Origin of the sequence: Proteiniclasticum ruminis, from assembly GCF_900115135.1 — a bacterium.
In the GTDB taxonomy this organism is placed as follows: domain Bacteria; phylum Bacillota; class Clostridia; order Clostridiales; family Clostridiaceae; genus Proteiniclasticum; species Proteiniclasticum ruminis_A.
In genome coordinates, this window is the sequence record NZ_FOVK01000009.1 from 22499 (window position 1) to 45750 (window position 23252).

Below are 23252 nucleotides of genomic sequence, written 5' to 3' on the forward strand. Positions count from 1 at the left end.
CATTCAAGGAGATTTATTTACCAAACTGAGCATCATTGTTGCCCGAGTCAGATGTCCACATTTCAAGCATGTTGATAGGGTCGTTGAAGTCTGCGATCCATCCGTTTCTAGCTACATCAAAGTTACCAGCTTTTCTCTCGTTTAGGAATACGCTCCACTCCAGAGTCTTGATGGTCATATCGATACCCACAACAGCCAGGTCCTGCTGAATTGCTTCTGCAATGGCTACATGTGCGGAGGACTCATTGGTCACATACTCAAAGCTGAGTGGTGTGGATGCATCCAGCATTCCATCTGCAGTGATGGTGAATCCTGCTTCTTCTAAGAGAGCCAGAGCTTCTTCAACACCTGCATCGGAATATTCTGGGTCAAAGTATCCAGCGGTTGCTTCGTCTGGATAGGTGTAGTCTGCATCGTTGGTCTTGAACTCACCGCCATGTCCATCCATCATCTTTGCAGGGATGAAGGCGTTGGCTGGCTGCTGGCCTGTCTGTCCAATATTTTCAGCAATGTATCCTCTGTCGATGAGAAGTGCGATGGCTTTTCTCATGGCATTAGCCTGTGCAGGAGTCTTGCCTTCAAAGAGCTTGCTCTTTACGTTGAAGGTCACATAATAGGTTCCCAGCTGATCCACGATGTTAAATTCTTCGCTGCTGAGAAGTCCTGCGATTTCGTCTGTAGGAACGGTGTCTATGAACTGAAGGTCTCCGGACTTGTATGCTGCGTAGATCGCCGCATCGTCATCACTCAGCATGAATTCCAGTTTTTCAATCTTCACCTTGTCTGCGTTGTAGTAGTTTGGATTCTTCACATAGACCATACTTTCATTGTGGTTCCAGGTCTGCAGTGTATAAGCACCATTAGACACAAAACCAGCTTCCAGAGCCCATGCGCCAGGATTGGTCGCATAATCTGCAGGAGCTTCCACAACATCTTTCTTTACAGGCAGATAGGTTGGGAAGGCCACAAGATCCAGGAAGTAAGCAGTAGGAGCAGATAACACAACAGTCAGGGTCTTTCCATCTTCAGAAGCGGTCACCTGAAGGTTGTTGTCATCAAAACCAGCGATGGAGTTGAACATGTAGCTGTAGTCTGCAGCGGTTGCTGGATCTGCAGCTCTTTTCCATGCATACTCAAAATCCTTGGCATTGAGCTCTGAACCGTCGCTCCACTTGAGGCCGTCTTTCAGAGTGAACACATAGGTAAGGCCATCTTCCGACTCTGTGTAGCTTTCGGCAAGAGCAGGTGCCAGATTTCCTTTGTCATCATAGGTGTAAAGTCCAACAAAGGTATTGGCTGCAAGAGTTGCACCATCCACCGTACTGTTCAGTGCAGGATCCAGTTTGTCTGGTTCACTGGCCAGCTGAAGCTTCAGCACATTATTGGGTGCAGCACCGTACATGAAGTACTTGGTTCCGTATGGATTGGAGTAAATACCTGTCACATCCGGTTTCTGCAGATAAATATCATTGTAATAATAGATAGGCACTAAAGCGAAGGTCTCCATGAGCATATCTTCTGCTTTATGCATCAGCGCTTCACGGGCAACAAAGTCTGTGCTGGATTTGATCTCTTTAATGAGGGCATCATATTCTGCCCAATCCAGAGCATCCACCACATCTTCTGCAGGTTCTTCTTCCCCAGGAGTCTCAACAGGAGTTTCTGGGGTCTCAGGAGTTTCCTCTTTCTCTCCGCAGGCAACAAGCACCGACAAGGACATGAGCGCAGCAAGCAACAACGCTAGGGGCTTTTTCATAGTAATTTCCTCCTTTTTTTTGAACTACCGTAATATTTTTCTGAGTGTTCCCAGAGATCTGTCAAACAAGCCTCTGAGAGGTCCTCACAATTACCTCAAGGATCGGTTCTTCTACACATTCCAGCAGGCAACAAAATGTTCTCCACCTCTATCGAGAAGGGGCGGCATTTCCTCTGCACACTTTGCCGTTGCATAGCGGCATCTGGTTCTGAAAGAGCAGCCGCTGGGCATCTTTAGTGGACTGGGCACATCCCCTTCCAGCACAATTCTCTTCTTTTCCCTGGCAATCTTAGGATCCGGGATGGGCACAGCGGACAGCAGCGACAAGGTATACGGATGCACTGGATGACTGTTCAGTTCATCTGCATCGGCAATCTCCACGATTTTCCCAAGATACATCACCGCAATACGGTTTGCCAGATGATGGACCACAAGAAGATCATGGGCAATGAAGAGATAGGCCACACCAAGCTTACTCTGGAGATCCTCAAACATATTGAGCACCTGGGCCTGGATGGATACGTCAAGGGCTGACACCGGCTCATCGCAGACGATGAACTTCGGCTCCACCGCAAGGGCTCTAGCGATGCCAATTCTTTGTCGTTGTCCTCCGGAAAACTCGTGGGCGTACCGGGCGGCATGCTCTGCATTCAGCCCCACAAGCTCCATAAGATTCAAGATCTTCTCTCTTCTCTCCCGCTTGTTGCTGTAGAGTTTATGCACATCAAAGGGTTCTCCGATGATGTCTTCCACCGTCATTCTTGGATTGAGGGAGGAATAGGGGTCCTGGAACACCATCTGCATGTTTCTTCTCATGGCCGTGATGTTGTCTTTACTCACCAGCTCCCCATCAAAGTAGACACTTCCTGCCGTGGGCTCATAAAGCCGCACGATGGATCTGCCCACGGTGGTCTTTCCGCATCCGGACTCTCCCACAAGGCCCAGGGTTTCACCGGGTTTTATTTTGAAGGAGACATCATCCACAGCTTTCAGCATCTGTGTTTTGAAAAAGCCCATGCTGATGGGAAAATACTGTTTGAGATTTTCCACTTCAATGAGATACTTCTCTTCCATGTTCCTCCTCCTTCCTGCTTTCCAGCATTTTCTTCACGTTGAGCCAGCAGGCTGCTGCATGTACACCGCCTAAGTGAAGCTCTTCTGGAACTTCCTTGAGACAGATCTTCATGGCTTTGTCGCATCTGCTCGCAAAAGCACAGCCCGAAGGCATGTTGAGAAGATTTATGGGTGTGCCCGCGATGGGTTTCAGTCTTTCTTTCACGCTTCTGATATTCGGAATGGAGTTCAGAAGCCCTTTGGTATATTCATGGGAAGGACTGTAGAAGATATCATCTGCCGTACCTCTTTCACAGACCCGGCCGCCATACATGACGATGATCTCATCACACATTTCTGCAATGACGCCCAGATCATGGGTCACCAGGATGATGGCCATGCCTAGCTTCTCCTGAAGCTCTTGCATCAGTTCCAGAATCTGTGCCTGGATGGTCACATCCAGGGCAGTGGTAGGTTCATCTGCAATGAGGACATCCGGTTCACAGGCCAGGGCCATGGCAATCATGACTCTTTGCCGCATCCCTCCGGAAAGCTCATACGGATACTGCTTCACTCGCTTACCAGGTTCATTCACCCCCACCAGCTCCAGCATCTTCACTGCATGCTCCTTGGCTTCCTTCTTGCTTCGTCCGGTGTGGAGGAGAATTGCCTCTTCCAGCTGATTCCCGATGGTGAACACCGGATTGAGACTTGTCATGGGGTCTTGAAAGATAATGCTGACATTCTTTCCTCTGAAGTTATGGATTCTCTTCTTGTCAAACTCCAGAACATTTTCACCTTTATAATAGATTTCTCCTTCTGTCACCTTCCCCGTATCCGCCAGGATACTCATGATGGAATAAGCCGTGACGCTTTTCCCGGAACCGGATTCTCCAACGATCCCCAGGATCTTTCCCTTTTCCAGGTTGAAGGAGACGCCATTGACTGCCTGGACTTCACCGGCATCGGTGAAAAATGAGGTGTGGAGGTTCTTGACCTCCAATAAATACTCACTCATATCATCACTTCCTTAACTTAGGATCGAACGCATCTCTCATACCATCGCCCAAAAGGTTCAGAGACAAAACGATGAGACAGATGATGGTGGCTGGGAAAAGAAGCTTATAGGGATAACTCTGAAGACCTTCTCTGGCGGCATTGGCCAAAGACCCCAGCGAAGGCATCGGCGCCTGAACCCCAAGACCCACAAAGCTCAGAAAGCTTTCCGTGAAGATTGCGGAAGGAATCTGCAGTGCAGTAGAAATTATAATGACACTGATGCTGTTGGGCAGGATATGCTTCCGGATGATTCTCGATGCTTTTGCACCAGAAGTTTTGGCAGCCAGCACATACTCGTTCTTCTTGATGGAGAGAATCTGTCCTCTGACAAGCCTTGCCATCCCCACCCAGTAAAGAAGTCCAAAGACCAGGAAGATACTGATCATATTGCTGCCCAGCCGGTCCACGATCCCTCCCCCGGCGCTTTGAAGCACCTGGTCCAGAACCACGGAGAGCAAGATGATGATCAGCATATCAGGCAGAGAATAGATGATGTCGACGATTCTCATCATGATGAGATCCGCCCGTCCACCGACATAACCGGAAATGCTGCCATATAAAAGTCCAATGACCAGCACAATGAGACTGGCGAAAAGACCTACACTCAAAGATACTCTTGTGCCATAGACCACACGGATGAAGTAATCTCTAGAGAGGGCATCGGTACCGAAAATATGGGGAAACACTTCTCCACCGTTGTCGATATACTCCTGCTCCAGCTCTGAATACTCAAAGGGTTTGAGATTTTTTGCCCCTCTGTCTCTCTTGCCGTCCACGGAAATGATCTCAGAATACTTGTAGGGCACCACATGAGGTGCCACGATGATGGTCAGAAGAATGATGGATAGAACCGCCAGACTGAACACCGCCAAAGGGTTTCTCATGAGCTTTCTCATGCCGTCCTTGAAGAACGTGGTGGATTCTCCCATGACCTCCTGCTGAAGCTTCTCTTCCTCTGTAGCCAGCTCAAATGCATGGTGATCCAGCTGCAGACTGAAGCTGTTTTTGATATTCTCGCGTTCTGCTCTTTGCATAAAACATACCTCCTAGTCAAAGCTGATTCTTGGATCAACCAGTTTATATACAAGGTCACTGATGAGATTGGCGATGACCATGAGGGTAGCCAGGAAAATGGTGGTGGCCATGATCATGGGATAATCCCTATTGGTGATTCCACTGACAAATTTTGATCCAAGTCCTCCGATGGTAAATACAGATTCCACCACCAGACTTCCCGTAAGAATATAAGCTGTCATAGGGCCTACATAGGTGATGATTGGAATCAGCGCATTTCTGAGGGCATGCTTGAAAATAATCTTCCACTGGGCTACGCCCTTGGCCTTAGCGGTTCTGATGTAATCCTGTCCCAGTGCATCCAGCATGCTGCTTTTCGTCAGTCTCGTGATATAGGCCATGGGATAGAGCGAAAGCGCGATGACTGGAAGAATGTAGTTGGTGGATTCTGCACTCCAGACTTGGATCCATCCCAATTGGATGGAAAAGACCAGAAGCAGAAGCGTCGCCAGCACAAAACTTGGGACTGCTGTGGACAAGGTGGAGAAGAAAATGATCAGCCGGTCCGGGAGCTTATTTCTGGTGAGCGCTGCAAGGCTTCCCATGACAAGCCCCACTGTAAGAGCCACCACGACAGCCATACCGCCTAGCCTTGCTGAGATGGAAAAGGACTCTGTGATGGTCAGTGCAATGTCTCTTCCCGTCTTGATCGATACCCCAAAATCACCTTCCAGAATATTTCCAAGATAGAGAACATACTGTTCAGGTACGGATTTATCCAGATTAAAGCGGGCTTCCAGCACCGCCTTCACCGCTTCACTGGGTGCCTTTTCCTTGGAAAACGGTCCACCAGGGATTGCATTCATGGTGAAAAATGTGATGGCTGTGATGATGAATACCGTAAGCACCGCAAGACCCACACGCTTTACTACATACCGAAGCACTTAAACCCCTCCTTCTGCCATCAGGATTCCCAAAAAACAGTAGGAACCCTGTGTTATTGATACCAATATTATTCCTCTATTAACATTTTGTCAATAATATGTAATTCTTGATAATAACCTGATAATCTCAAAACAATCTGAATTGTATAAAATCTTGCAAAAAGACTAATATTTTGTCCTCTCGCTGAATACACATGTTTGCACGATGCTGTTGTATATTTCTGTCTGTACTGCATAATTACGTTTACATAAATGTTTACACAGATATCTATTTGAATAATCAGAAAATTATACTTTTAATAAATCTTTATAGAGAAGACATGTTCCTGATCAGGACATTTTACTTCTTTGCCTTTTCTCTGACTTTCGTCCAAAGAAAAATGAAGAATTCACGGATTTCTTGTGAATATATTAACGATATTTTGAGGACTTTACTCTCTCCTCTCTGTCCTCGTTCCAAAAGACAGATCTTCCTCATCACAAAGGATGGCTTTTTCTAATTCTCTTCCTGTTATTCATTCCGAATTCTTCTTGAGATGGTATAATGATTAAAATTACATGAGGTGATGTTATGTCTAAAGAAAGCTGTATCCAAATGGTCAAGGATAATCATTTCTGTGTTCTCTCCACATCCAAAAATAATCTGCCCAACAGTTCACTGATGCTGTATCTTTCCAATGAAGAAGGAAACACGCTCTACATGGTGACCCGAAAAGGGAGTCTGAAACATACAAATGTTGTAGAAAACCCTGAAGTCAGCCTCCTCATTGATACCCGGGAGAATAGTAAGACTAGTTACAGCAGTGTCCGGGCGCTCACCGTTTATGGAAAGGCCTTCATAATAGCGGATCAAGAAGAGGAAAATGCTCTTTTTAACCTTCTTACAGAAAAACATCCTGATCTTTCAGTTTTTTCCAAATTGAAAGATGCCTGCATCATTAAAGTCACCGTAAATAAATTTCTCTACCTGGATGGCATAGAAGACGCAAAATACTACACACTGCCTGAATCCCACTAAGTCAGACAACGGAAAAAGCACTGAAGCTGCTTTTTCCCTTCATGACACCTGGGTTTCATTCATAAAAGAAGGCTATGGTTGAAACCGGTGTTGAAGATGGAATGTTACGTGAAGATTCAGTAGAATATCAATCTATAGTCAGATATAACTATATTTTTTAGATTTTGCGCATTAGAATTCATCTATCAAGGAGTTTAAATGAAAAAAATATACCTTATACCACTTCCTGCAATTGTGATCGGAACGGTTGCAATGTATATGAATGGAGTTTCAACGATTATTTGGATTCAAAATATTCTTGCTTCATTAATTGTGATGCTTTTTTCAGAATTTTCATGGCGAAAAAATAAAATAATAGGCCGCATTTATATTGTCCCATTAGCTATTCTACTCTTGTTATTAACTTTTTTAGATGTAGGATTGGAAGGTGTCCATAGATGGGTATCTATTGGTCCAATTAGGTTCTACGTAGCAAGCATAGTGTTGCCTCTTTTAATTATAGGGTTATGGAAAATTTCAAAAAAATCAAATTGGATGACTATAACTATAATAACTATGAGTGTGTCTATCCTACTCGCTTTACAACCTGATGCTTCTCAAACTACTGCTTTTATGATTTCGATGGGAATTATTTTGTTTAATAAAACAAGTAAGAGTTGTTATCGCTTAGGTGTTTCAGGCGTGTTTTCTATAATTCTAATCCTTTCGTGGTTGTATTTAGATAGTTTACCTCCAGTACCCTATGTTGAAGAAATAGTTAAGATGGTAGCTAGTATGGGGGTTGTATGGTTTGTTTTAGGAATCATCTCTCTTGCAATGCTACCATTGCCATTTTTCTTATTTCCACCGCAAAGTGCTAAGTTGCCCTCAATTTGTATTGGAGTATACTTTATAATTATTTTGATTTCTACACTATTTGGTAATTTTCCTGTTCCAGTAATGGGTTATGGAATTTCGCCAATAATCGGTTATTTTATTGCAATTGCATGGCTTATCAATGATAAATCTAATTCGTAGATTTTATCAATTGCGAAACAAAAGGATTCAGTGGAATGCCTTTTACAATGCCTAAGTTTCAACACTACTCTCAAACATAGCCTAAAAAATATGATGCAACTGCGCATTTGCCAATCTCTTTGTGGTACACTTGAAAACAGTGAAAAAAATGAAAAGGGAGAAATTTATGGACTATATATTTTGTAATATCAGCTGGATGAAATACTACAACGGCATCACCAGGGAGGACCAGCCAAAGCATGGGGGCCATCTTCTCAAAGATCCTTCCGATGTGTTTGAAAAAGACAACTTCCGGGACTTCAACGGAAACTGCTATGGTTATGTACGCACCGGAGGGGACATTTTACTGGATAAGCACTTCCGGAGCGTCTCTCAGGGCGCCAAAGAGCTTCAGGGGGTCACTGTGGTGTTCACCGCTGCCCTAAGTGAAGAGGAATCCCGTATCGTGGGATGGTATGAGAATGCCACAGTTTATCGGGAAATGGTGAGTCTTCCCCTATATGAGGAGGACTACCTGTATTTTAACTTCAAGGCAAACGCCACCGACTGCACTCTTCTGCCAGAGGACCACCGGACCTTTTCCATCAAAAGATCCAAATCCTCCACGCCGCAAAAAGGTGCGTCCAAATCCAACATCTGGTATGCAAAATCCGAGTACGGAAGGACCGAGTTCATTCCAAAGGTCCAGAGCTATATCCGGGAGTATGAAGGTCCCAAGGTGGCCATCGGCATCCTTGATAACCTGAAAGAAGCACTGCCTATGGAAAATCTTTCTTTGGTTTCCTATGAAGATTTACTGAAAACTGCTGATGACCACTATGAGGAAGAGCACTATAAGGAAGCGGTCCTTTACTATCAGGCCGCCCTTCTGAAAGAAGCAACCTATGATGCAGGGTTTGGCCTGGCCAATGCTTACTGCCAGCTGAACGCTTTCAGCGAAACCATCCGCATCGCAGAGGACCTTCTCGCGACTTTCGGGGAGAGTCGAGAACTCATTGAGCTTCTTTATGTGGCCAGCGATGTGATTTTGGAGAAAGAAAAAGCACCCAGATACTTCAGAAGACTCAATGAGCTGGAAGGCACACCACTTTCAGATCGGGAGTACTATGATTACCTCAATGAAGTGACAGATCTTTTCCGCTCCTATGGACAGTATTTACGATAATACGATCGAAAACGCACTCGGTAGATGCCACTATATAGGCGCATCCACCCGGTGCGTTTTGTCCTTTCCAGAGTTTCCTCTGCCTTCCCCTTCAGTCTGTCATAGAAAAGGCGTTTTATGGAGCAGTATATGTTTTTGTGATACCATGAGAAAAAGAAATCATCCATTGGAATGAGGTTGAAGTTTATGTTCTGGAAAAAACAAGAAACACCCATCCCCACTGTAAAGGAATTAAATCTAGAAAAATATCTCGGACTCTGGTATGAAATCGGAAAGCTGCCGCAAAGAGAACAGAGACAGCTGACACACGTCACCGCCCGGTATCATCTGGATGAAAAGGGTATTCTTCGGGTGCACAATACAGGCTACAGAAACGGCAGGAAAGTTGGCATCCGCGGCAAAGCCTGGATACGGAAGGAAAAGGAACCCGGCGCTCTTTATGTACAGTTTTTCTGGCCCTTCAAAGGGGAGTATAACGTCATCAAGATTGCAGAGGACTACCGCTACGCTGTTGTCGTCGGAAAAAGCAAGGAGAGTCTCTGGATTCTTGCAAGAGAGAAAGCCCTGCCCAAAGAGGATCTCCGGGAGATTCTTGATTTTCTGAAAACCCATGGCATCGACACGAAGCGTATCCTGAAAACCAATCAGAAGGAGGAGAGGCACCATGGATCTCTTTAAACAGATAAAAACCCATCCGATTCATTTCAGCATTCTGCTTCTGCTTCCTATACTATTTCTTCTCCTTGGAAAACCCCGGTGGCAGTTCTATCCTCTGTACGCGCTCTTTTTGCTGTCTCTTGGTTTCTTTCTTCTGGAAGCCTTTGGTGCTTTTCATCCAGGAAAAAGCACACATCGTGTTTTCCTTTTTCTGGGTGGAACCCTCCTTGTTCTTTTTCTCCTCTTTTCCGCCGCGTTCCCAAAGATGAAGATCAAAGAGCCGGAAGGACCCTACAAGGTTGGCACAAAGATCTATCTTCTGGAAGACACCACCCGGGATGAGCCTTATACAGAGGATTCAGAAGATCACCGGCAGATTGCCTACCAGATCTGGTACCCTGCAGAAGAAACGGACGGATACGAAAAAGCAAAATGGATCACCGAAGGGAAAACTCTGACCCGGACTTTAGCGGAAAGCTTCCGGTTTCCCTCTTTCCTTTTGGACCATACGGCAGAGATCTACGCCAACGCCTACCTGAATGCCCCTTTGCTTCCGAAGGAAAACCCCTATCCTGTAGTACTCATTTCTCATGGATGGCAGGGTTTCCGGCAGCTTCATACGGATTTCGCCGAACATCTGGCGTCATATGGATTCATCGCCCTATCCATTGACCATACCTACGGCTCCCAGGCCGTACCACTGAAGGATGGTTCCACTGCTCTCCTGAAAAAAGAAGCCCTCCCCAGCCGAGTCTCTGCGGAAGCCTTCCAGAAGGCCTCTTCCCTTCTTATGAGCACCTATGGTGAAGATGTTCTTAGTGTTCTGGAGGATCTAACCCGGAAGAAAGACGAGAAGGATCCCTTCTTCCATGCCATGAACCTCAGCTCCGTGGGCGTCCTTGGACATTCTACTGGTGGCGGCGGCGATGTCTATGCCGCTCAGAAAGACCGTAGAATTTCTGCCCTTCTGGGTCTGGATGCCTGGCTGGAGCCTTTAGGAGGAGAAGCTCTTTCCCAAGGACTCTCCATTCCGGCGCTTTTTGTAAGAAGCAGCCAGTGGTCTGAAGGACCCAACAATCTTTATCTCAGGACCCTTTTATCCGCAAGCAGTGAAGCTTCTTTATTTGAGATGAGAGAGACCAACCATGTGGACTTCTCCATGGCTTACATGTACTCCCCCATTTCTCCCTACATCGGTTTTTCTGGAAAACTGGGACCAGAAAAGTCCTCTGAAATCCAGAAGGCGCTTCTCCTGTCCTTTTTCCAGGAAACTCTTGGCGGAGAAAATATCCCGGGGATTTTACCTCTAGAGGATGTGCTTTCCCGGTATGAGGATCTTCTCCCCATCCAAGAAGAGGATCTTCCTTCTCTATGGAAACCAGCCAGGGAAAGAAGCTTCTGATTCCCGATGCATCATGCTTTGTTCGTGATTTCCACAACCGTTCATGAAACGTTTGCTGTTTCGTTTCCGTTCTGATATTGAACATCTTTCTTCTCTTTTATACAGTGTAAGCAACCTATGAAAAATGAGGAGGAGCAGCCCATGAAAAATATCGTGCCCCATCTGTGGTTTGACCAGGAAGCGAAAGAAGCTGTCACTTTCTATATGAGCCTTTTTGAAGACTCCAGAATGCTCCGGGATATTGTCATCGAAGACACGCCTTCCGGAGATGCGCCCCTTCACTATTTCACGTTAGCCGGTCAGGAATTTGCCGCCATCAGCGGTGGTCCCTACTTCAAATTCAATCCGTCTGTGTCCTTTATGGTCCAGTGCAAAGAAAAAGAAGAGGTGGACCGGTTGTGGAAAGCCTTTGCAGAGGGTGGAGAAGTTCTCATGGAACTGAACAGCTATCCCTTCTCCCCTTATTATGGATGGATCCAGGACCGGTTTGGCCTTTCCTGGCAGCTCTCCTTGGTGGAAGCAGAGCCCATCTCTCAAAAAATCCTGCCCTGTCTGCTGTTTGCGAAAGACGTCTGCGGCAAGGCAGAGGAAGCCGGAAACTTCTATGCATCGGTCTTTCCAGAAAGCTCCGTGGACTTTGTCAGTTTCTATCAGGAGGGAGAGGCCTCTAGCGCTAAAGCCAAGGTGAACTATCTGCAGTTCTCCCTGCAGAAGATGCTTTTCACCGCCATGGATCATGCCATGGAAGGAGAAGAGATCTTTACAGAAGCCCTCTCTTTCATTGTGAACTGCAAAGACCAGGAAGAGATTGATTACTTCTGGGACCACCTTTCCTTTGTGAAAGAAGCGGAGCAGTGTGGATGGATCAAAGACAAATACGGGCTTTCCTGGCAGATTGTTCCAGAGGACTTTGACGACATCTTTGTCACAGGATCAAAAGAGGAAGTGAAAAGAGTAACAGAAGCCCTTCTTGAGATGAAGAAGCTGGATATTGCCGCTTTAGAAAAAGCCCGGCTGGGTGAATAAATGAAATAGAGCAGAGAGTCTTAGGTGTATCTACCTCAAAACTCTCTGCTCTATCTTTATCTATAGGTTCATTTCATCTTTTCCAAAAAAATGACTTACGCCTCTCTTAGAATTTTCTCCATGGCCTTTCCTTTGGCCAGTTCATCGATGAGTTTATCCAAGTATCGGACTTCTCTCATGAGGGGATCTTCAATCTCCTCCACCCGCACACCACAGATGACTCCTTTAATGAGGGTTCTATTGGGATGAAGCTTTGGTGCTTCCTGAAAAAAGCGCTCCACCGTTTTCTCTTCCCTCAGCACTTCTTGAAGCCCTTCCTCATCATACCCTGTCATCCAGAGGATGATTTCATCCACTTCTTCTTTTGTTCTTCCTTTTTTCTCCGCCTTGGCCACATACATGGGATAGATTCTTCCAAAGCTCATACTGAAGATCTTGTGTGTCATACTATACCTCCGTTATTACTTGAAACTAGAAAAGTCTCATGGCAAACCAGTACACCACATAGAGGATGAGAAGAATTGCTACAATCCCAGTGAGGTTCCGGTAAAGACGCTTTTTGCGCTGGGCTTTATAGGAAAAGTCTTCCTTGTCCCTTTTTTCCTCATCGGGAAGCTCCATCCGGTTCTTCTCTTTTCTTGCCTGCTCTTTGATTTCCACTTCCTGCCCCACCCGATTCGCCACATGCCGGTTCTGATCGAAATTAAAACTCATGCTGATCCTCCTCTCCTTTTTTTGCTGTTCTTTGCACTCATTTTACCACGAGCTGAAAACCAAGGGAAACAAAAGTCTTTTCAGGTCAGTCCTTTTGGATCCCTTTCCGTTTGGGATTCGTATCTATCCGCAACTCAGCCCATTATGAATTTATGAATTTTTCTTTTACACCGATTCTTTTTCTTTGCGAAAGCCAGATGATTTGATATACTAAGGAAAATTTATGCAAAGAAGGAGAATCTTACGTGGCAACAACAACTGCTCTACCACGAAAAAAAATACAGTCAAGGAATAAAGCTTCTCAGGACATTCCTGATATTCCACAAAAAACCCGGGAACTGTTTCTTTATGCCATTGCCCTCTTCAGTCTTCTCACAGGTTTCTTTTTTAACTCTCCTAAAGAGATCTTCGAGGGACTTCTTCGGATCCAGCTGTCCCCCAGCGTTCTATTGTCCGATTTCATGGAGGTTGGAAACATTGGCGCTGCTTTTGTCAACAGCGCGCTCATGATGCTGCTTTATACCCGGGTGGCCAAACGGAGCGGAACCCTTGTGAGTGGACCGCTCATGGCTTCTCTTCTCACCATTGGGGGCTTCGCGTTCTTTGGTAAAAATCTATACAACAGCATTCCCATTGTGACCGGTGTCTTTCTCCATGCGAAATACCGGAAAGAGCCCTTTGGGAAGTTCATCCTGCCCGCTTTCTTCGGCACTGCCGTTGGCCCCATCGTAAGCCAGATTTCATTTGGGTTTGTGCTTCCTCATGCGGGCAGTGTCTTCTTAGGAATCGCCGCAGGTCTCCTTGCTGGATTCATTATCCCGCCCCTTGCCAGCCAGTTCATCCGCTTTCACCAAGGATACAGTCTCTACAACATGGGCTTTACCAGCGGCATTGTGGGTATGCTGTTTATGAGCATCATGCGTGCCTTTGCCTTGGAGAACAACCGGGAGGTCCTGCTATTAAAAGAATCCTCCCCTTATCTTATGGTGTATCTTCTCCTGCTTTTTTCAGCCATGGTTCTTTTTGGCGTCAGCCATGACAGAAACTGGCCCAAGAGGCTCCTGCATCTCTTTAAAAAGCCAGGACAGCTGGTGTCAGATTTCACTGCATCGGATGGTTTTTCCGTCACCGTTCTCAACATGGGTCTTCTGGGCTTTTTGTCCTTGGGATACCTGTACCTTGCTGGCGGAACCCTCAACGGACCTGTCTTCGGAGGGATCTTCACCGTGGTTGGATTTGGCGCATTTGGAAAACATGTGAAAAATGTGATTCCAGTCATGGCAGGGGTCTACCTATCCAATTTTGTGTTCCATTGGGAAGTGTCCTCCATCAGTTCTCTCCTGGCCGCTCTTTTTGCCACAAATCTTGCACCCATTGCCGGTGCTTATGGCATCCTCCCTGGACTTCTGGCAGGATTCATCCATATGGCTGTTGTGATGAATGTAGGGGATCTTCACGGCGGTATGAACCTCTACAACAACGGATTCTCCGGTGGATTTGTCGCAGCCATCCTGGTGCCGATCCTGGATGCACTGAACATCAATAAGTATACGTGGGAGGAAGATCTGTAATGGACAACAAACTGCGCTCTGTAAAAATTCTGGAGGAAGTTCTTGGATATTTTCTGCACCACGGGGTGGAAAAACTCGACATCTCCTTTTTCTCTGATGAAAAGAAACTCATCATTACAGTGAGAGGCTCCACAGATGTGGAACCCCAGGATCTTCCCCAGCTGATCAAGCTTCTCAATGAACCACGAAAGCCTGAATACGAGGAATATTACTGGAGCCTTCTGGGGGCTTCCAGCAAAAGACAGGAACTGCATCTTTTGGGCTCTCTGGTGGATTGTGGAGCCGGGACTTTTAAAGATCATACGCTCACCATCCACGTGGAACGAGACTATTAAATCATCACCAACATGCATAGATGAATAAAATCTATGCATGTTTTTTATTGCCCTGAAAACGTATAACCTTATTTTAAGCCATTTTTACCTCTTGACTTCTTACCCTTGCCCGGATATTATGTATAAATAGTGCATTTTATGCATAAATATTCTAATTCAAAGGAGGACCCGGAGACATGGCAAGTACCATCTCCTTCATCAGAAGGCTCAACATCAATATCAATCAAAGCTAAATAATGGAGGAATGATCAACATGCCAAATTTCGGTTTTCTATCTTTAGTCCCAGTGATTCTTGCAGTCACCATTGCCATCAAATATAAAAACGTCGTACTGGCTCTCTTTGTCAGTGTGTTCACCGGGGTACTCATTCTGGTGAACTTCTCTCCCGTCACTGCGCTGACAGAAATGATCGGCACCTACTTCTTCGCTCAGCTTCAGGATTCCTATAATGCAGGGGTTCTGGTTCTTCTGGTCTTCATCGGAGGATTCATCGCCCTCATGGAAAAGTCCGGCGGAGCCCTGGCTTTTGCTGCCAAAGCCTCCCAGGTCATAAAGACCCGAGCGAAAGTCCAGCTAGCGGCTTGGATCGGCGGCATCATCATCTTCTTCTCTGATCTTGGCACCCCCCTCATCGTGGGCCCCATCTTCGAACCACTCTTTGACAAGCTGAAGGTTTCCAAGGAGAAGCTGGCCTACATCATCGACTCCACGGCATCTCCTGTGGCGGTCCTTGTGCCTTTCATCGGCTGGGGAGTCTACATCATGGGCCTCATCCAGAAAGAGTATGAGCTCCTGGGCGTTACTGAATCTGACTGGACAGCCTTCATCAAGTCCATCCCCTTCAATATCTACTCCATTCTCGCAGTTTTCTTGGTCCCCCTCATCGCCTTCAGCGGCTATGAGTTCGGCGCCATGGCGAAAGCTGAGAAAAGGGTCCAGGAAACCGGTGAGAAGTACTGGTCCACCTCAAAGCCCATGCGAAAAACAGATCAGATGGAGGTGAAAGAAAGTAAATCCTCTCTGGTGTTTCTTCCACTTCTGGTTCTTTTTGTCACTCTTTTTGGCATCCTGGCTCCTTTGGGATTCCCCTTCAAGCAGGTGCCTGGAAGCGCTTTTAGAAGTGCACTGAGCACTGGATACCTTCTGGCTTCCGCGGTGCTGATCCTCATGATGGTCTACCACAAGGTGAAAAGCTTTGAAGAAACCTTCTCCATCTATCTGGGTGGTATGGCGAAGATGATGAACGTAGCTGTGATTCTCGTTCTCGCCTGGTCCTTGAGCGCCGTGAGCAAAGAGCTCGGAACATCAAGCTACATTGTCAGCATTGCCAGCGGATCTCTTCCTGCATTTCTGGTTCCCGCTGTGACCTTTCTCCTTGGCGCAGTCCTCTCCTTTGCCACTGGAAGCTCCTGGGGCACCTATGCCATCTTAATGCCACTTGTGATTCCCATGGCTACAGCTTTGGGCGCACCACTTTATGCCTCCATCGGTGCTGTCCTTTCCGGAGGAATGTTTGGAGACCACTGCTCCCCCATCTCTGACACCACCATCCTGGCGTCTTCCGGGGCAGGCTGCGATCACGTGGACCATGTGAAAACACAGCTGCCTTACGCGCTCCTGAACGGAACAGCTGCACTCATCGGATATCTCTTTGCAGGAGTAACTGGCAGCGCACTTTCTGTGGTCTTATCGCTGATTCTTGTCACCGTGCTGTATATCGCAGGGTCCAAGTATAAAGGGGTACGCATCCACGAAGAGAAAAAACTGCACGCAGCCTAGTGAAACTGAAGGAGGAAAAGAAACTTGAAAAATCTATGGAGCAGCCGCTTCAAAAAAGAAATGAACCAGATGGTGGAGGAGTTCAACGCTTCCATCACCTTTGACAAAACCCTCTACAGACAGGACATCAGAGGCAGCATTGCCCATGCCACGATGCTTCAGAAGATGGGGCATCTAAGCCCCCATGAACTGGAAGCCATCGTCAAGGGACTCTCTGATATCGAAAAGAAAATCGCCTCGGGAGAGCTCCTCTTCACCTACAAAGATGAGGACATCCACATGGCCATCGAAAGCCAGCTCATCAAAGACATTGGAGACACCGGAAGAAAGCTCCATACCGCCAGAAGCCGCAACGACCAGGTGATCCTGGATGTGAGACTGTATCTGAAGGAAGAGATGGAGGAAATTTTTGAGATTCTCAAAGGACTTCTTGAAACCCTCCTTCATCAGGCAGAAGCCACCAAAGAGATTCTCATGCCTGGCTTCACACACCTGCAGCATGCGCAGCCTGTCACCGTAGGCTTTCATCTCATGGCCTACTTCCAGCAGTTCAAAAGAGATCTCATGAGGCTTCAGGGATGCTATGAAAGAACCGACGAGAATCCTTTGGGTGCCTGCGCTTTGGCAGGAACCACCATCCCCATTGACCGCCACTATACCGCTAAGCTCCTTGGGTTTAAGACCGTCACTGAAAACGCCATGGACACTGTATCAGACAGAGACTTCATCGTAGAGTTTCTGAGCTTTTCTTCTCTATTCATGGCCCATCTCAGCCGGATATCGGAAGAATTTATCCTGTGGAATGCCCAGGAGTTCAGCTTCATCGAGATCGATGACGGCTTCTGCACCGGCAGCAGCATCATGCCTCAAAAGAAGAACCCGGATATTCCTGAACTCATCCGCGGAAAGACAGGCCGTGTCTATGGTCACCTCATGGGGCTTCTCACGGTGCTGAAAGGTCTTCCCATGGCCTTCAACAAAGACCTGCAGGAAGACAAGGAAGCGCTCTTTGATACGGTGAAAACCATCAAGACCTCCGCCATGATCTTCACGGAAATGCTTGAAAACACAGTGTTCAAAGCACCGGATATGAAAAAGCACATGGAAAAAGGCTTCCTTCAGGCTACGGATCTGGCTGAACATCTGGTGCTTCAGGGCATCCCCTTCAGAACCTGTCACGAGCTGGTGGGAAAAGCCGTAAAGTACTGTGAAGAGCATGATCTAACTTTGGAGGACCTGACAGAGGAATCTCTCCTTCTCATAGATCAGCGCCTTGCCGGCATGTCCCTTCCAGATCTTTCCATGGAAGGCTCCATAGAGAGAAGAAACTCCTATGGCAGCACCGCTCCAAAAGATGTGGAGCGCCAGATTGCATCCGGCTGGGAACTGCTGAGATACGTCAACATAAACTAAAGACAAGAATTAGAGCCCTCACATCAAGACTTACGCGATGTGGGGGCTCTTTCCTTATGTCTCTATGTTCATTTTAAGGTTGGCTTAAATATGTTTCTGCCAGCTTCTCCAGTTCCTTCTCAAAGAGGTCATCATCCCGAAGCTTCATGGTGCCATAATAGCCATAGCCTTCCTCCGTATCCATCTCCACCACCTTGGCCTCTTCTTTATCCAGAGAAGTGTAATGATCTGGATACAGAAACTTTCCATCCTTGGTCATCTGAATCTGAGGGGCAAAGGGGTAAAGCACGGAATAGATTTCCTGCCCCTCTTCTTCTCTAAGCGTCAGCGGAACTAGATATGTTCTATCCACCTGGAGCTTCTCCACACTGCCTGCCAAAGAGGTATAGGTATAAAGATCATTCGTGACGGTGATGCTCTTTCCTTCTTCCACACCTTCCGAGGGCCCATAGACTTTACTGACCAGCACTGTATAAAGGACCTGATCATTTTGAAAGTCAATGTCCGTGACGGTTCCTTTGATGAAGACCGCGCTTTCCGTAAGAAGCTCTTCCGTAAAGGGCATGATCTTTCCACTTTGTCCTTCCATCGGTTCTGGCGCTTCCACAAGGACAGGCTCTTCAAAGAGAAGATCGCTGTATTTTATGATCCCAGGTTCCCCACTTGGGGTCCCTGTTCCAGGATTCTTTCCAGCTAAGCTGTTTCCAACGAGAATCACGGCCAGCAGGGCAAAAGCGGCCACGGTTCCATACAAGGGTTTTCTGTTTTTCTTTTGATCCATGGTGAACACCTCATCTTCTTTATTTGTCAGTTTTTCCATCAGTTCATCCTGATGTTTTTTCCTGGGCTCTACGTTTTTCCAGAGATTCCTGTACTCTTCCCTAGACATAACCATCCTCCTTTTCCAGTTCTTCTTGTAACAGCTTTCTGCCTCTTGTGAGCTGCATTTTCACCGCAGACTCTTTCAGGCCAAGAAGCTTTGCCACATCTTTAATTTTCAGGTCCTCATAATAATGAAGATGCAGCACCGTGCGGTACTTTTGGGGCAGATGATGAAGCACTTCTTTCAGCACATCTTCCTCAGGGGAGGATACATATCCGTCCTGATCCTGAAGAGGCATCTTCTGCACTTTGGAGAGAAGGGAATGGAGGCTGCTGCTGCAGTTCATGGTGACCCGCAAAAACCATGCTTTCTCATGGTCTGCGTTCTCAAATACCGGCCGCGTCCGAACATAGCGCAGGAACACTTCCTGTGTCACATCCTCGGCGTCATGGCGGTTTTTTGTTCTGGCATAGGCCAGTTTAAACACTCTATCGTACTGGTTCAGAATGACCGTCTGAATCCCGGGTTCATGGTGGTCTTCTCTTTGCAAGTTCCTTCCTCCCTTCTCTCTTTATTAGGAATACCCTGGAGACTGAAAAAAAGTCACAAGGGCGAAAAAATACTTGAAGATGAGGTGTCAAAGTATCTTTTCACAGGACTTCTTTTCATTTGGTGAGAAAATCATAGCAGAAGGAGCTGCGCTCTACAATGAAAAAAGCTCCGGTTTCCCGAAGCTCCTACACATTTTATTATTAATGAGACTTTCGAAGCTGCGCATACAAAGCGCCCACGAAAGCGCCAAGAGCCGCCGGAAGAATCCACCCAAGACCAAGATCGTAAAGGGGCAGATAATTTTTATAAAACTCCAGAATGCTGCTAAAGAAGCCCACGGAAACGGAAGGCATAAACTGCAGAAGCGACACATACCCATCCAGGATGCTGACAGCAAAGGTGAGAAGAATCGCCATGAGAAACACTGGCCTTTTCAGGGGCAGGATTCCCGACAAAAGACTAAGAAGGATCAGTACAATGGCTACGGGATAGATGGTCATAAGCACCGGCACTGCCAGCTGGATGATCTTCGTGAGGCCAAAGTTTGCCACAAGGAGAGACACCAGCGTAAGGATCCTCACATAGGTTTTATAAGAGAATCTCCCGAAGGTCTCCTTGAAAAACTCACTGCAGGAAATGATGAGACCGATGCTGGTTTTGAGGCAGGCCAGTACAATGATGGCTGCAAGAAGCACCGCGCCATAATCCCCAAAATAATGCTTCGCCACGGCGGAAAAAACCTGGCCGCCATTTTCAAAGGTACCAAGAATCCCTACACTGGATGCCCCCATATAGACAATGAGCCCATAGAGGAGCGCCATGAGCGCCATGGCAAAGATACCTGAAATCAGCGTGGCTTTGGCCATATCCTTTTGAGAGGTGATGCCTCTTCCTTTTAGAGCCTGGATGACCACGATGCCAAAGGCAAGAGAGGCCAGAGCATCCATGGTGTTGTATCCTTCCTTGAACCCGGTGACAAAGCTTTCCTTCACATAAGTCCCCAAGGGGCTTTGAAAACTCCCCATGGGCTTCAGAAGGCTCGTGAGAATCAGGAAAAAGAGAAAGAGAAGAAACAGCGGTGTCAGATATTTTCCGATATAATCCACTATTTTTCCAGGTTTTAAGGCGTAGTAGTACACCAGGGAGAAAAACAGCAGACTGAACAGGAACAGAAAAAGGCCAGACTGTCCTTCTTTGAGATAGGGCTCAAACCCCACCACAAAAGGAACCGTAGCCGTTCTTGGAATGGCAAAGAGTGGTCCGATGGTGAGATATAGAGCTACGGAAAAAATCAGGGAGAACACTGGATGCACCTTATCCGCCAGTTCTTTCAGACCACTGGCGCCAGAAAGCCCCATGGCCAGAATGCCTAAAAATGGAAGACCGATGGCAGTAGTGAGAAATCCAGCTAAAGCACCAAAGAACTCTGTCCCTGCACTTTGTCCCATCTGAATGGGAAAAATCAGGTTTCCTGCACCGAAAAACATGCCAAAGAGCATGGTGCCGACAATGATGTACGTTGAAGTATTGTTTTTCTTGTTCAAAGTATTTCCTCTTTCTATAAAATAATAAAATATCCTTCCTATTCTATCATAGGATCTCTACAGAAAGCACGGTGAGATCAAGATCTTCCACACGGAACCTGACATTCATTCCCCCGAAGCTCAGGCCATAGACTCTTTCCGGATCGTTCTGATACGAAGGCCTTGGGTCTTCTTTCAGCACCGAAACCAGGGCTGCATACTTTTCTGGAATGATTTTATCCACAAGTTCTTTTGGAATATCCACAGAAAGCTTTGGTTTTTCCACTTCAAAGATCCCGCACCGGGCTTCCTCATGGCTGTCTGAATAAGGCAGATAGGGCTTGATGTCCACAATGGGGGTTCCATTCATAAGATCTGCCCCTTGCACCAGAAGAACCGGCCCTTTCACAGGATCCATCTCCACCCCTTTCAGCTTTACAGCAGACAGACCCAGATGGTTTGGCCTAAAAGGAGATCTTGTGGCAAATACACCCAGTCTCTTGTTTCCTCCAAGCCTTGGGGGCCTTACCGTCGGTGTCCATCCTCCCTCCACAGCTTCTGAGAACTGCCAGATGAGCCACAGGTGGGTGAAGTTCTCCATGCCTTTCACTGCATCTTCTGTTCTGTAGCCCGGTTCAAAGACGATTCTCCCTTCTAAATCCTCCACAAGACCACCCTGTCTTGGAATGCCGAACTTTGAGGGAAAATCCGTCTCAATTCTTGCAATGATGTCTATCTCTATTTTTTGGTTTCCTGTTGTTGCTTCCTTCATATACCGCACCTTTCTTTCTATCCGTTAAGCACCGGAGTGCTCCTTACTTTATTTTAGTTTCTCTTCTATATCCTTGAAAAAGACTCCCGTGAAGTCCTCTGTCCACTGAAAAAGCTTCCTTGAAAGTTCTTCATTCCGGGCTTTTGTGGAGACCTTTGCCGATTTTCCATTGTAGAAGTACTCTCCAGTGATTCCTTCCACAGAAGGGTCTGTGGCCAGATACACCGCAGTGGCTGCCCCATCCTCAGGGCTTCTGAAAAATGGCTTCAGAAGCTTTGTGATGCCTCTCCCAAACCCAGTCTCCCGGTTCACGCCCATGTTGGTGGCGACAGCACCAGGATGGCAGCTGTTCACCGCAATACCATATGGCGTAAGCTTCTTTGAAAGCTCTTTGGCAAAGAGCACATTGGCAAGCTTCGACTGTCCATAGGCCTTGAAAGGACGAAAACTTTTTTCAAGAGACAGATCCTCAAAATAAATATCTCCCCATTTATGGGCACCGGAAGCCACTTGGATAATTCGGCTACCTTTTTGAAGCTTCTGTAGAAGAAGCATGGTCAGAAGAAAGTGTCCCACATGGTTCACGCCAAACTGCATCTCCAGTCCTTCTTTCGTGAGCTCTCTTTGGGTGGTGATGACCCCAGCGTTATTCAGCATCACGTCTATTTTCTCATAGGTTTCTCCAATAGATGCAGCCGCCCTTCGGACGGACTGAAGATCCGACAGATCGCAGAGAATCAGCTGAAAGCAGCCTGGCTGCTCTTCATTCAGCATATTGAAGGCTTCGTTTCCTCTTTTTTCACTGCGGACCAGCATCAGCACAAAATATCCTTTTCTTGCCAGCATTCTGGCAGAAGCCATGCCCATACCTGAATTGGCGCCGGTCACCAGGGCGATTTTCTTTTCCATTCTCATTTCCCCTTTGCTTTATGCCATAACTTTTCTTTCTATCTTATCACAGATCCTCCCGCTTCAATATTAGGGAAACATCAGGGATCCACAGTCAATTTTCTCCAAAATACAAAAAAAGGATCTGTTTGAAATCTGTGTTGAAAATGGAATGTCATTTGAAAATTTAGTATAATATCAATATAGATTAAGTTGTTATAACGCATGACTATGTATTTTACAAAGAAAGAAGGATTAAGAAATGATACAATCTGTTGTACATATTGCTTTGGTTGTAAAAGATTATGATGAAGCCATTGAATTTTACACAAAGAAACTTCATTTTAACTTAATCGAAGATACCTATCAACCAGAACAAGATAAGCGTTGGGTAGTCATATCACCGCCAGGTTCATCTGGAACTACAATATTACTTGCAAGAGCTTCAAAGCCAGAACAAGAATCTTTTGTTGGAAACCAAGCAGGAGGAAGAGTTTTCTTGTTTCTTGGAACAGATGACTTTTGGCGAGACTATAATGAAATGATAGCAAAAGAAATTGAATTTGTTAGAGAACCCAAAGAACAATCATACGGAACTGTAGCAGTTTTCAAAGATTTATACGGAAATCTTTGGGATTTAGTTCAATTTATAGAAAGTCATCCGATGTTTCAACGTATAAAATAGGCTAACTCTGATGTAAAATTACTATGCAAATTTTATATATTACGACACAAAGGGATTCAATCGAATCCCTTTTACAATCTGTGAA

23 protein-coding genes are annotated in these 23252 nt (G+C 46.3%); 11 read left to right on the forward strand and 12 right to left on the reverse strand.

What is annotated here, in order from left to right:
- Positions 1 to 13: 13 nt before the first annotated feature.
- From BM243_RS11520 to BM243_RS11540, 5 genes are all read right to left on the reverse strand, one after another.
- Complete coding sequence (locus BM243_RS11520; RefSeq protein WP_074912509.1) at positions 14 to 1756, reverse strand: peptide ABC transporter substrate-binding protein; 1743 nt, start codon at positions 1754 to 1756, stop codon at positions 14 to 16.
- Positions 1757 to 1867: 111 nt separating this feature from the next.
- Positions 1868 to 2830 carry an ABC transporter ATP-binding protein gene (locus BM243_RS11525; RefSeq protein WP_074912510.1) on the reverse strand — a complete coding sequence of 321 codons (963 nt, stop codon included), beginning with the start codon at positions 2828 to 2830 and terminating at the stop codon, positions 1868 to 1870.
- A complete protein-coding gene (locus BM243_RS11530) occupies positions 2808 to 3827 on the reverse strand; it encodes an ABC transporter ATP-binding protein (RefSeq protein ID WP_074912511.1) in 1020 nt (339 codons plus the stop codon). The genes BM243_RS11525 and BM243_RS11530 overlap by 23 nt, the downstream gene beginning before the upstream one ends.
- Positions 3828 to 3831: 4 nt before the next feature.
- Positions 3832 to 4902, reverse strand: coding sequence for an ABC transporter permease (locus tag BM243_RS11535; RefSeq protein ID WP_074912512.1), 1071 nt, complete (start codon positions 4900 to 4902; stop codon positions 3832 to 3834).
- Positions 4903 to 4914: 12 nt separating this feature from the next.
- On the reverse strand, positions 4915 to 5826 hold the full coding sequence (locus tag BM243_RS11540) for an ABC transporter permease (RefSeq protein WP_074912513.1): 912 nt from the start codon (positions 5824 to 5826) through the stop codon (positions 4915 to 4917).
- A 571-nt stretch (positions 5827 to 6397) separates the two neighbouring features.
- On the opposite strand from BM243_RS11540, the gene BM243_RS11545 reads away from it, so the two are divergent.
- From BM243_RS11545 to BM243_RS11570, 6 genes are all read left to right on the forward strand, one after another.
- Positions 6398 to 6844 (forward strand): pyridoxamine 5'-phosphate oxidase family protein, encoded by a 447-nt coding sequence (locus BM243_RS11545; RefSeq protein WP_074912514.1) that lies wholly within the window; start codon positions 6398 to 6400, stop codon positions 6842 to 6844.
- 198 nt (positions 6845 to 7042) lie between these two features.
- Positions 7043 to 7861, forward strand: coding sequence for a cell division protein (locus tag BM243_RS11550; protein WP_074912515.1), 819 nt, complete (start codon positions 7043 to 7045; stop codon positions 7859 to 7861).
- Positions 7862 to 8027: 166 nt separating this feature from the next.
- Positions 8028 to 9026: a hypothetical protein gene (locus BM243_RS11555; protein WP_143093586.1), complete on the forward strand. Its 999-nt coding sequence runs from the start codon at positions 8028 to 8030 to the stop codon at positions 9024 to 9026.
- A 186-nt stretch (positions 9027 to 9212) separates the two neighbouring features.
- The gene (locus tag BM243_RS11560; RefSeq protein WP_074912517.1) at positions 9213 to 9704 is read left to right on the forward strand and encodes a lipocalin family protein; all 492 of its coding nucleotides are present in this window, start codon (positions 9213 to 9215) and stop codon (positions 9702 to 9704) included.
- Positions 9691 to 11085, forward strand: a complete 1395-nt coding sequence (locus BM243_RS11565) for an alpha/beta hydrolase family protein (RefSeq protein ID WP_074912518.1) — start codon at positions 9691 to 9693, stop codon at positions 11083 to 11085. Before BM243_RS11560 ends, BM243_RS11565 begins: the two co-directional genes overlap by 14 nt.
- Positions 11086 to 11226: 141 nt before the next feature.
- Complete coding sequence (locus BM243_RS11570) at positions 11227 to 12111, forward strand: VOC family protein (protein ID WP_074912519.1); 885 nt, start codon at positions 11227 to 11229, stop codon at positions 12109 to 12111.
- A gap of 95 nt (positions 12112 to 12206) precedes the next feature.
- Here the strand turns inward: BM243_RS11570 and BM243_RS11575 are convergent, their stop codons facing one another.
- Positions 12207 to 12557: a DUF2200 domain-containing protein gene (locus BM243_RS11575; RefSeq protein WP_074912520.1), complete on the reverse strand. Its 351-nt coding sequence runs from the start codon at positions 12555 to 12557 to the stop codon at positions 12207 to 12209.
- Positions 12558 to 12582: 25 nt separating this feature from the next.
- Positions 12583 to 12825, reverse strand: a complete 243-nt coding sequence (locus tag BM243_RS11580) for a hypothetical protein (protein ID WP_074912521.1) — start codon at positions 12823 to 12825, stop codon at positions 12583 to 12585.
- A gap of 245 nt (positions 12826 to 13070) precedes the next feature.
- On the opposite strand from BM243_RS11580, the gene BM243_RS11585 reads away from it, so the two are divergent.
- The 4 genes from BM243_RS11585 (at position 13071) to argH (ending at position 17924) form a co-directional block, all read left to right on the forward strand.
- Positions 13071 to 14396 (forward strand): DUF1576 domain-containing protein, encoded by a 1326-nt coding sequence (locus tag BM243_RS11585; RefSeq protein WP_074912522.1) that lies wholly within the window; start codon positions 13071 to 13073, stop codon positions 14394 to 14396.
- Entirely contained in the window at positions 14396 to 14731 is a 336-nt protein-coding gene (locus tag BM243_RS11590) for a hypothetical protein (protein WP_074912523.1), read from the forward strand. The genes BM243_RS11585 and BM243_RS11590 overlap by 1 nt, the downstream gene beginning before the upstream one ends.
- Before the next feature lie 253 nt (positions 14732 to 14984).
- Positions 14985 to 16511 carry a Na+/H+ antiporter NhaC family protein gene (locus BM243_RS11595; RefSeq protein ID WP_074912524.1) on the forward strand — a complete coding sequence of 509 codons (1527 nt, stop codon included), beginning with the start codon at positions 14985 to 14987 and terminating at the stop codon, positions 16509 to 16511.
- A 24-nt stretch (positions 16512 to 16535) separates the two neighbouring features.
- Positions 16536 to 17924 carry an argininosuccinate lyase gene (argH, locus tag BM243_RS11600; RefSeq protein WP_074912525.1) on the forward strand — a complete coding sequence of 463 codons (1389 nt, stop codon included), beginning with the start codon at positions 16536 to 16538 and terminating at the stop codon, positions 17922 to 17924.
- A 73-nt stretch (positions 17925 to 17997) separates the two neighbouring features.
- Here argH and BM243_RS11605 read toward each other — a convergent pair whose 3' ends face one another.
- The 5 genes from BM243_RS11605 to BM243_RS11625 all read right to left on the reverse strand — a co-directional run bounded on the left by BM243_RS11605 (position 17998) and on the right by BM243_RS11625 (position 22503).
- Positions 17998 to 18813 carry a hypothetical protein gene (locus tag BM243_RS11605; protein WP_074912526.1) on the reverse strand — a complete coding sequence of 272 codons (816 nt, stop codon included), beginning with the start codon at positions 18811 to 18813 and terminating at the stop codon, positions 17998 to 18000.
- On the reverse strand, positions 18806 to 19297 hold the full coding sequence (locus BM243_RS11610) for an RNA polymerase sigma factor (protein WP_074912527.1): 492 nt from the start codon (positions 19295 to 19297) through the stop codon (positions 18806 to 18808). Before BM243_RS11610 ends, BM243_RS11605 begins: the two co-directional genes overlap by 8 nt.
- A 202-nt stretch (positions 19298 to 19499) precedes the next feature.
- Entirely contained in the window at positions 19500 to 20843 is a 1344-nt protein-coding gene (gene brnQ, locus BM243_RS11615; protein WP_074912528.1) for a branched-chain amino acid transport system II carrier protein, read from the reverse strand.
- A gap of 46 nt (positions 20844 to 20889) precedes the next feature.
- Positions 20890 to 21594 (reverse strand): tRNA (N6-threonylcarbamoyladenosine(37)-N6)-methyltransferase TrmO, encoded by a 705-nt coding sequence (gene tsaA, locus BM243_RS11620; RefSeq protein WP_074912529.1) that lies wholly within the window; start codon positions 21592 to 21594, stop codon positions 20890 to 20892.
- A gap of 48 nt (positions 21595 to 21642) precedes the next feature.
- Positions 21643 to 22503 (reverse strand): SDR family oxidoreductase, encoded by an 861-nt coding sequence (locus BM243_RS11625; protein ID WP_074912530.1) that lies wholly within the window; start codon positions 22501 to 22503, stop codon positions 21643 to 21645.
- A gap of 241 nt (positions 22504 to 22744) precedes the next feature.
- Here BM243_RS11625 and BM243_RS11630 point away from each other — a divergent pair, with 241 nt between their 5' ends.
- Positions 22745 to 23167 (forward strand): VOC family protein, encoded by a 423-nt coding sequence (locus BM243_RS11630; protein ID WP_074912531.1) that lies wholly within the window; start codon positions 22745 to 22747, stop codon positions 23165 to 23167.
- The last annotated feature ends 85 nt before the right edge of the window (positions 23168 to 23252 follow it).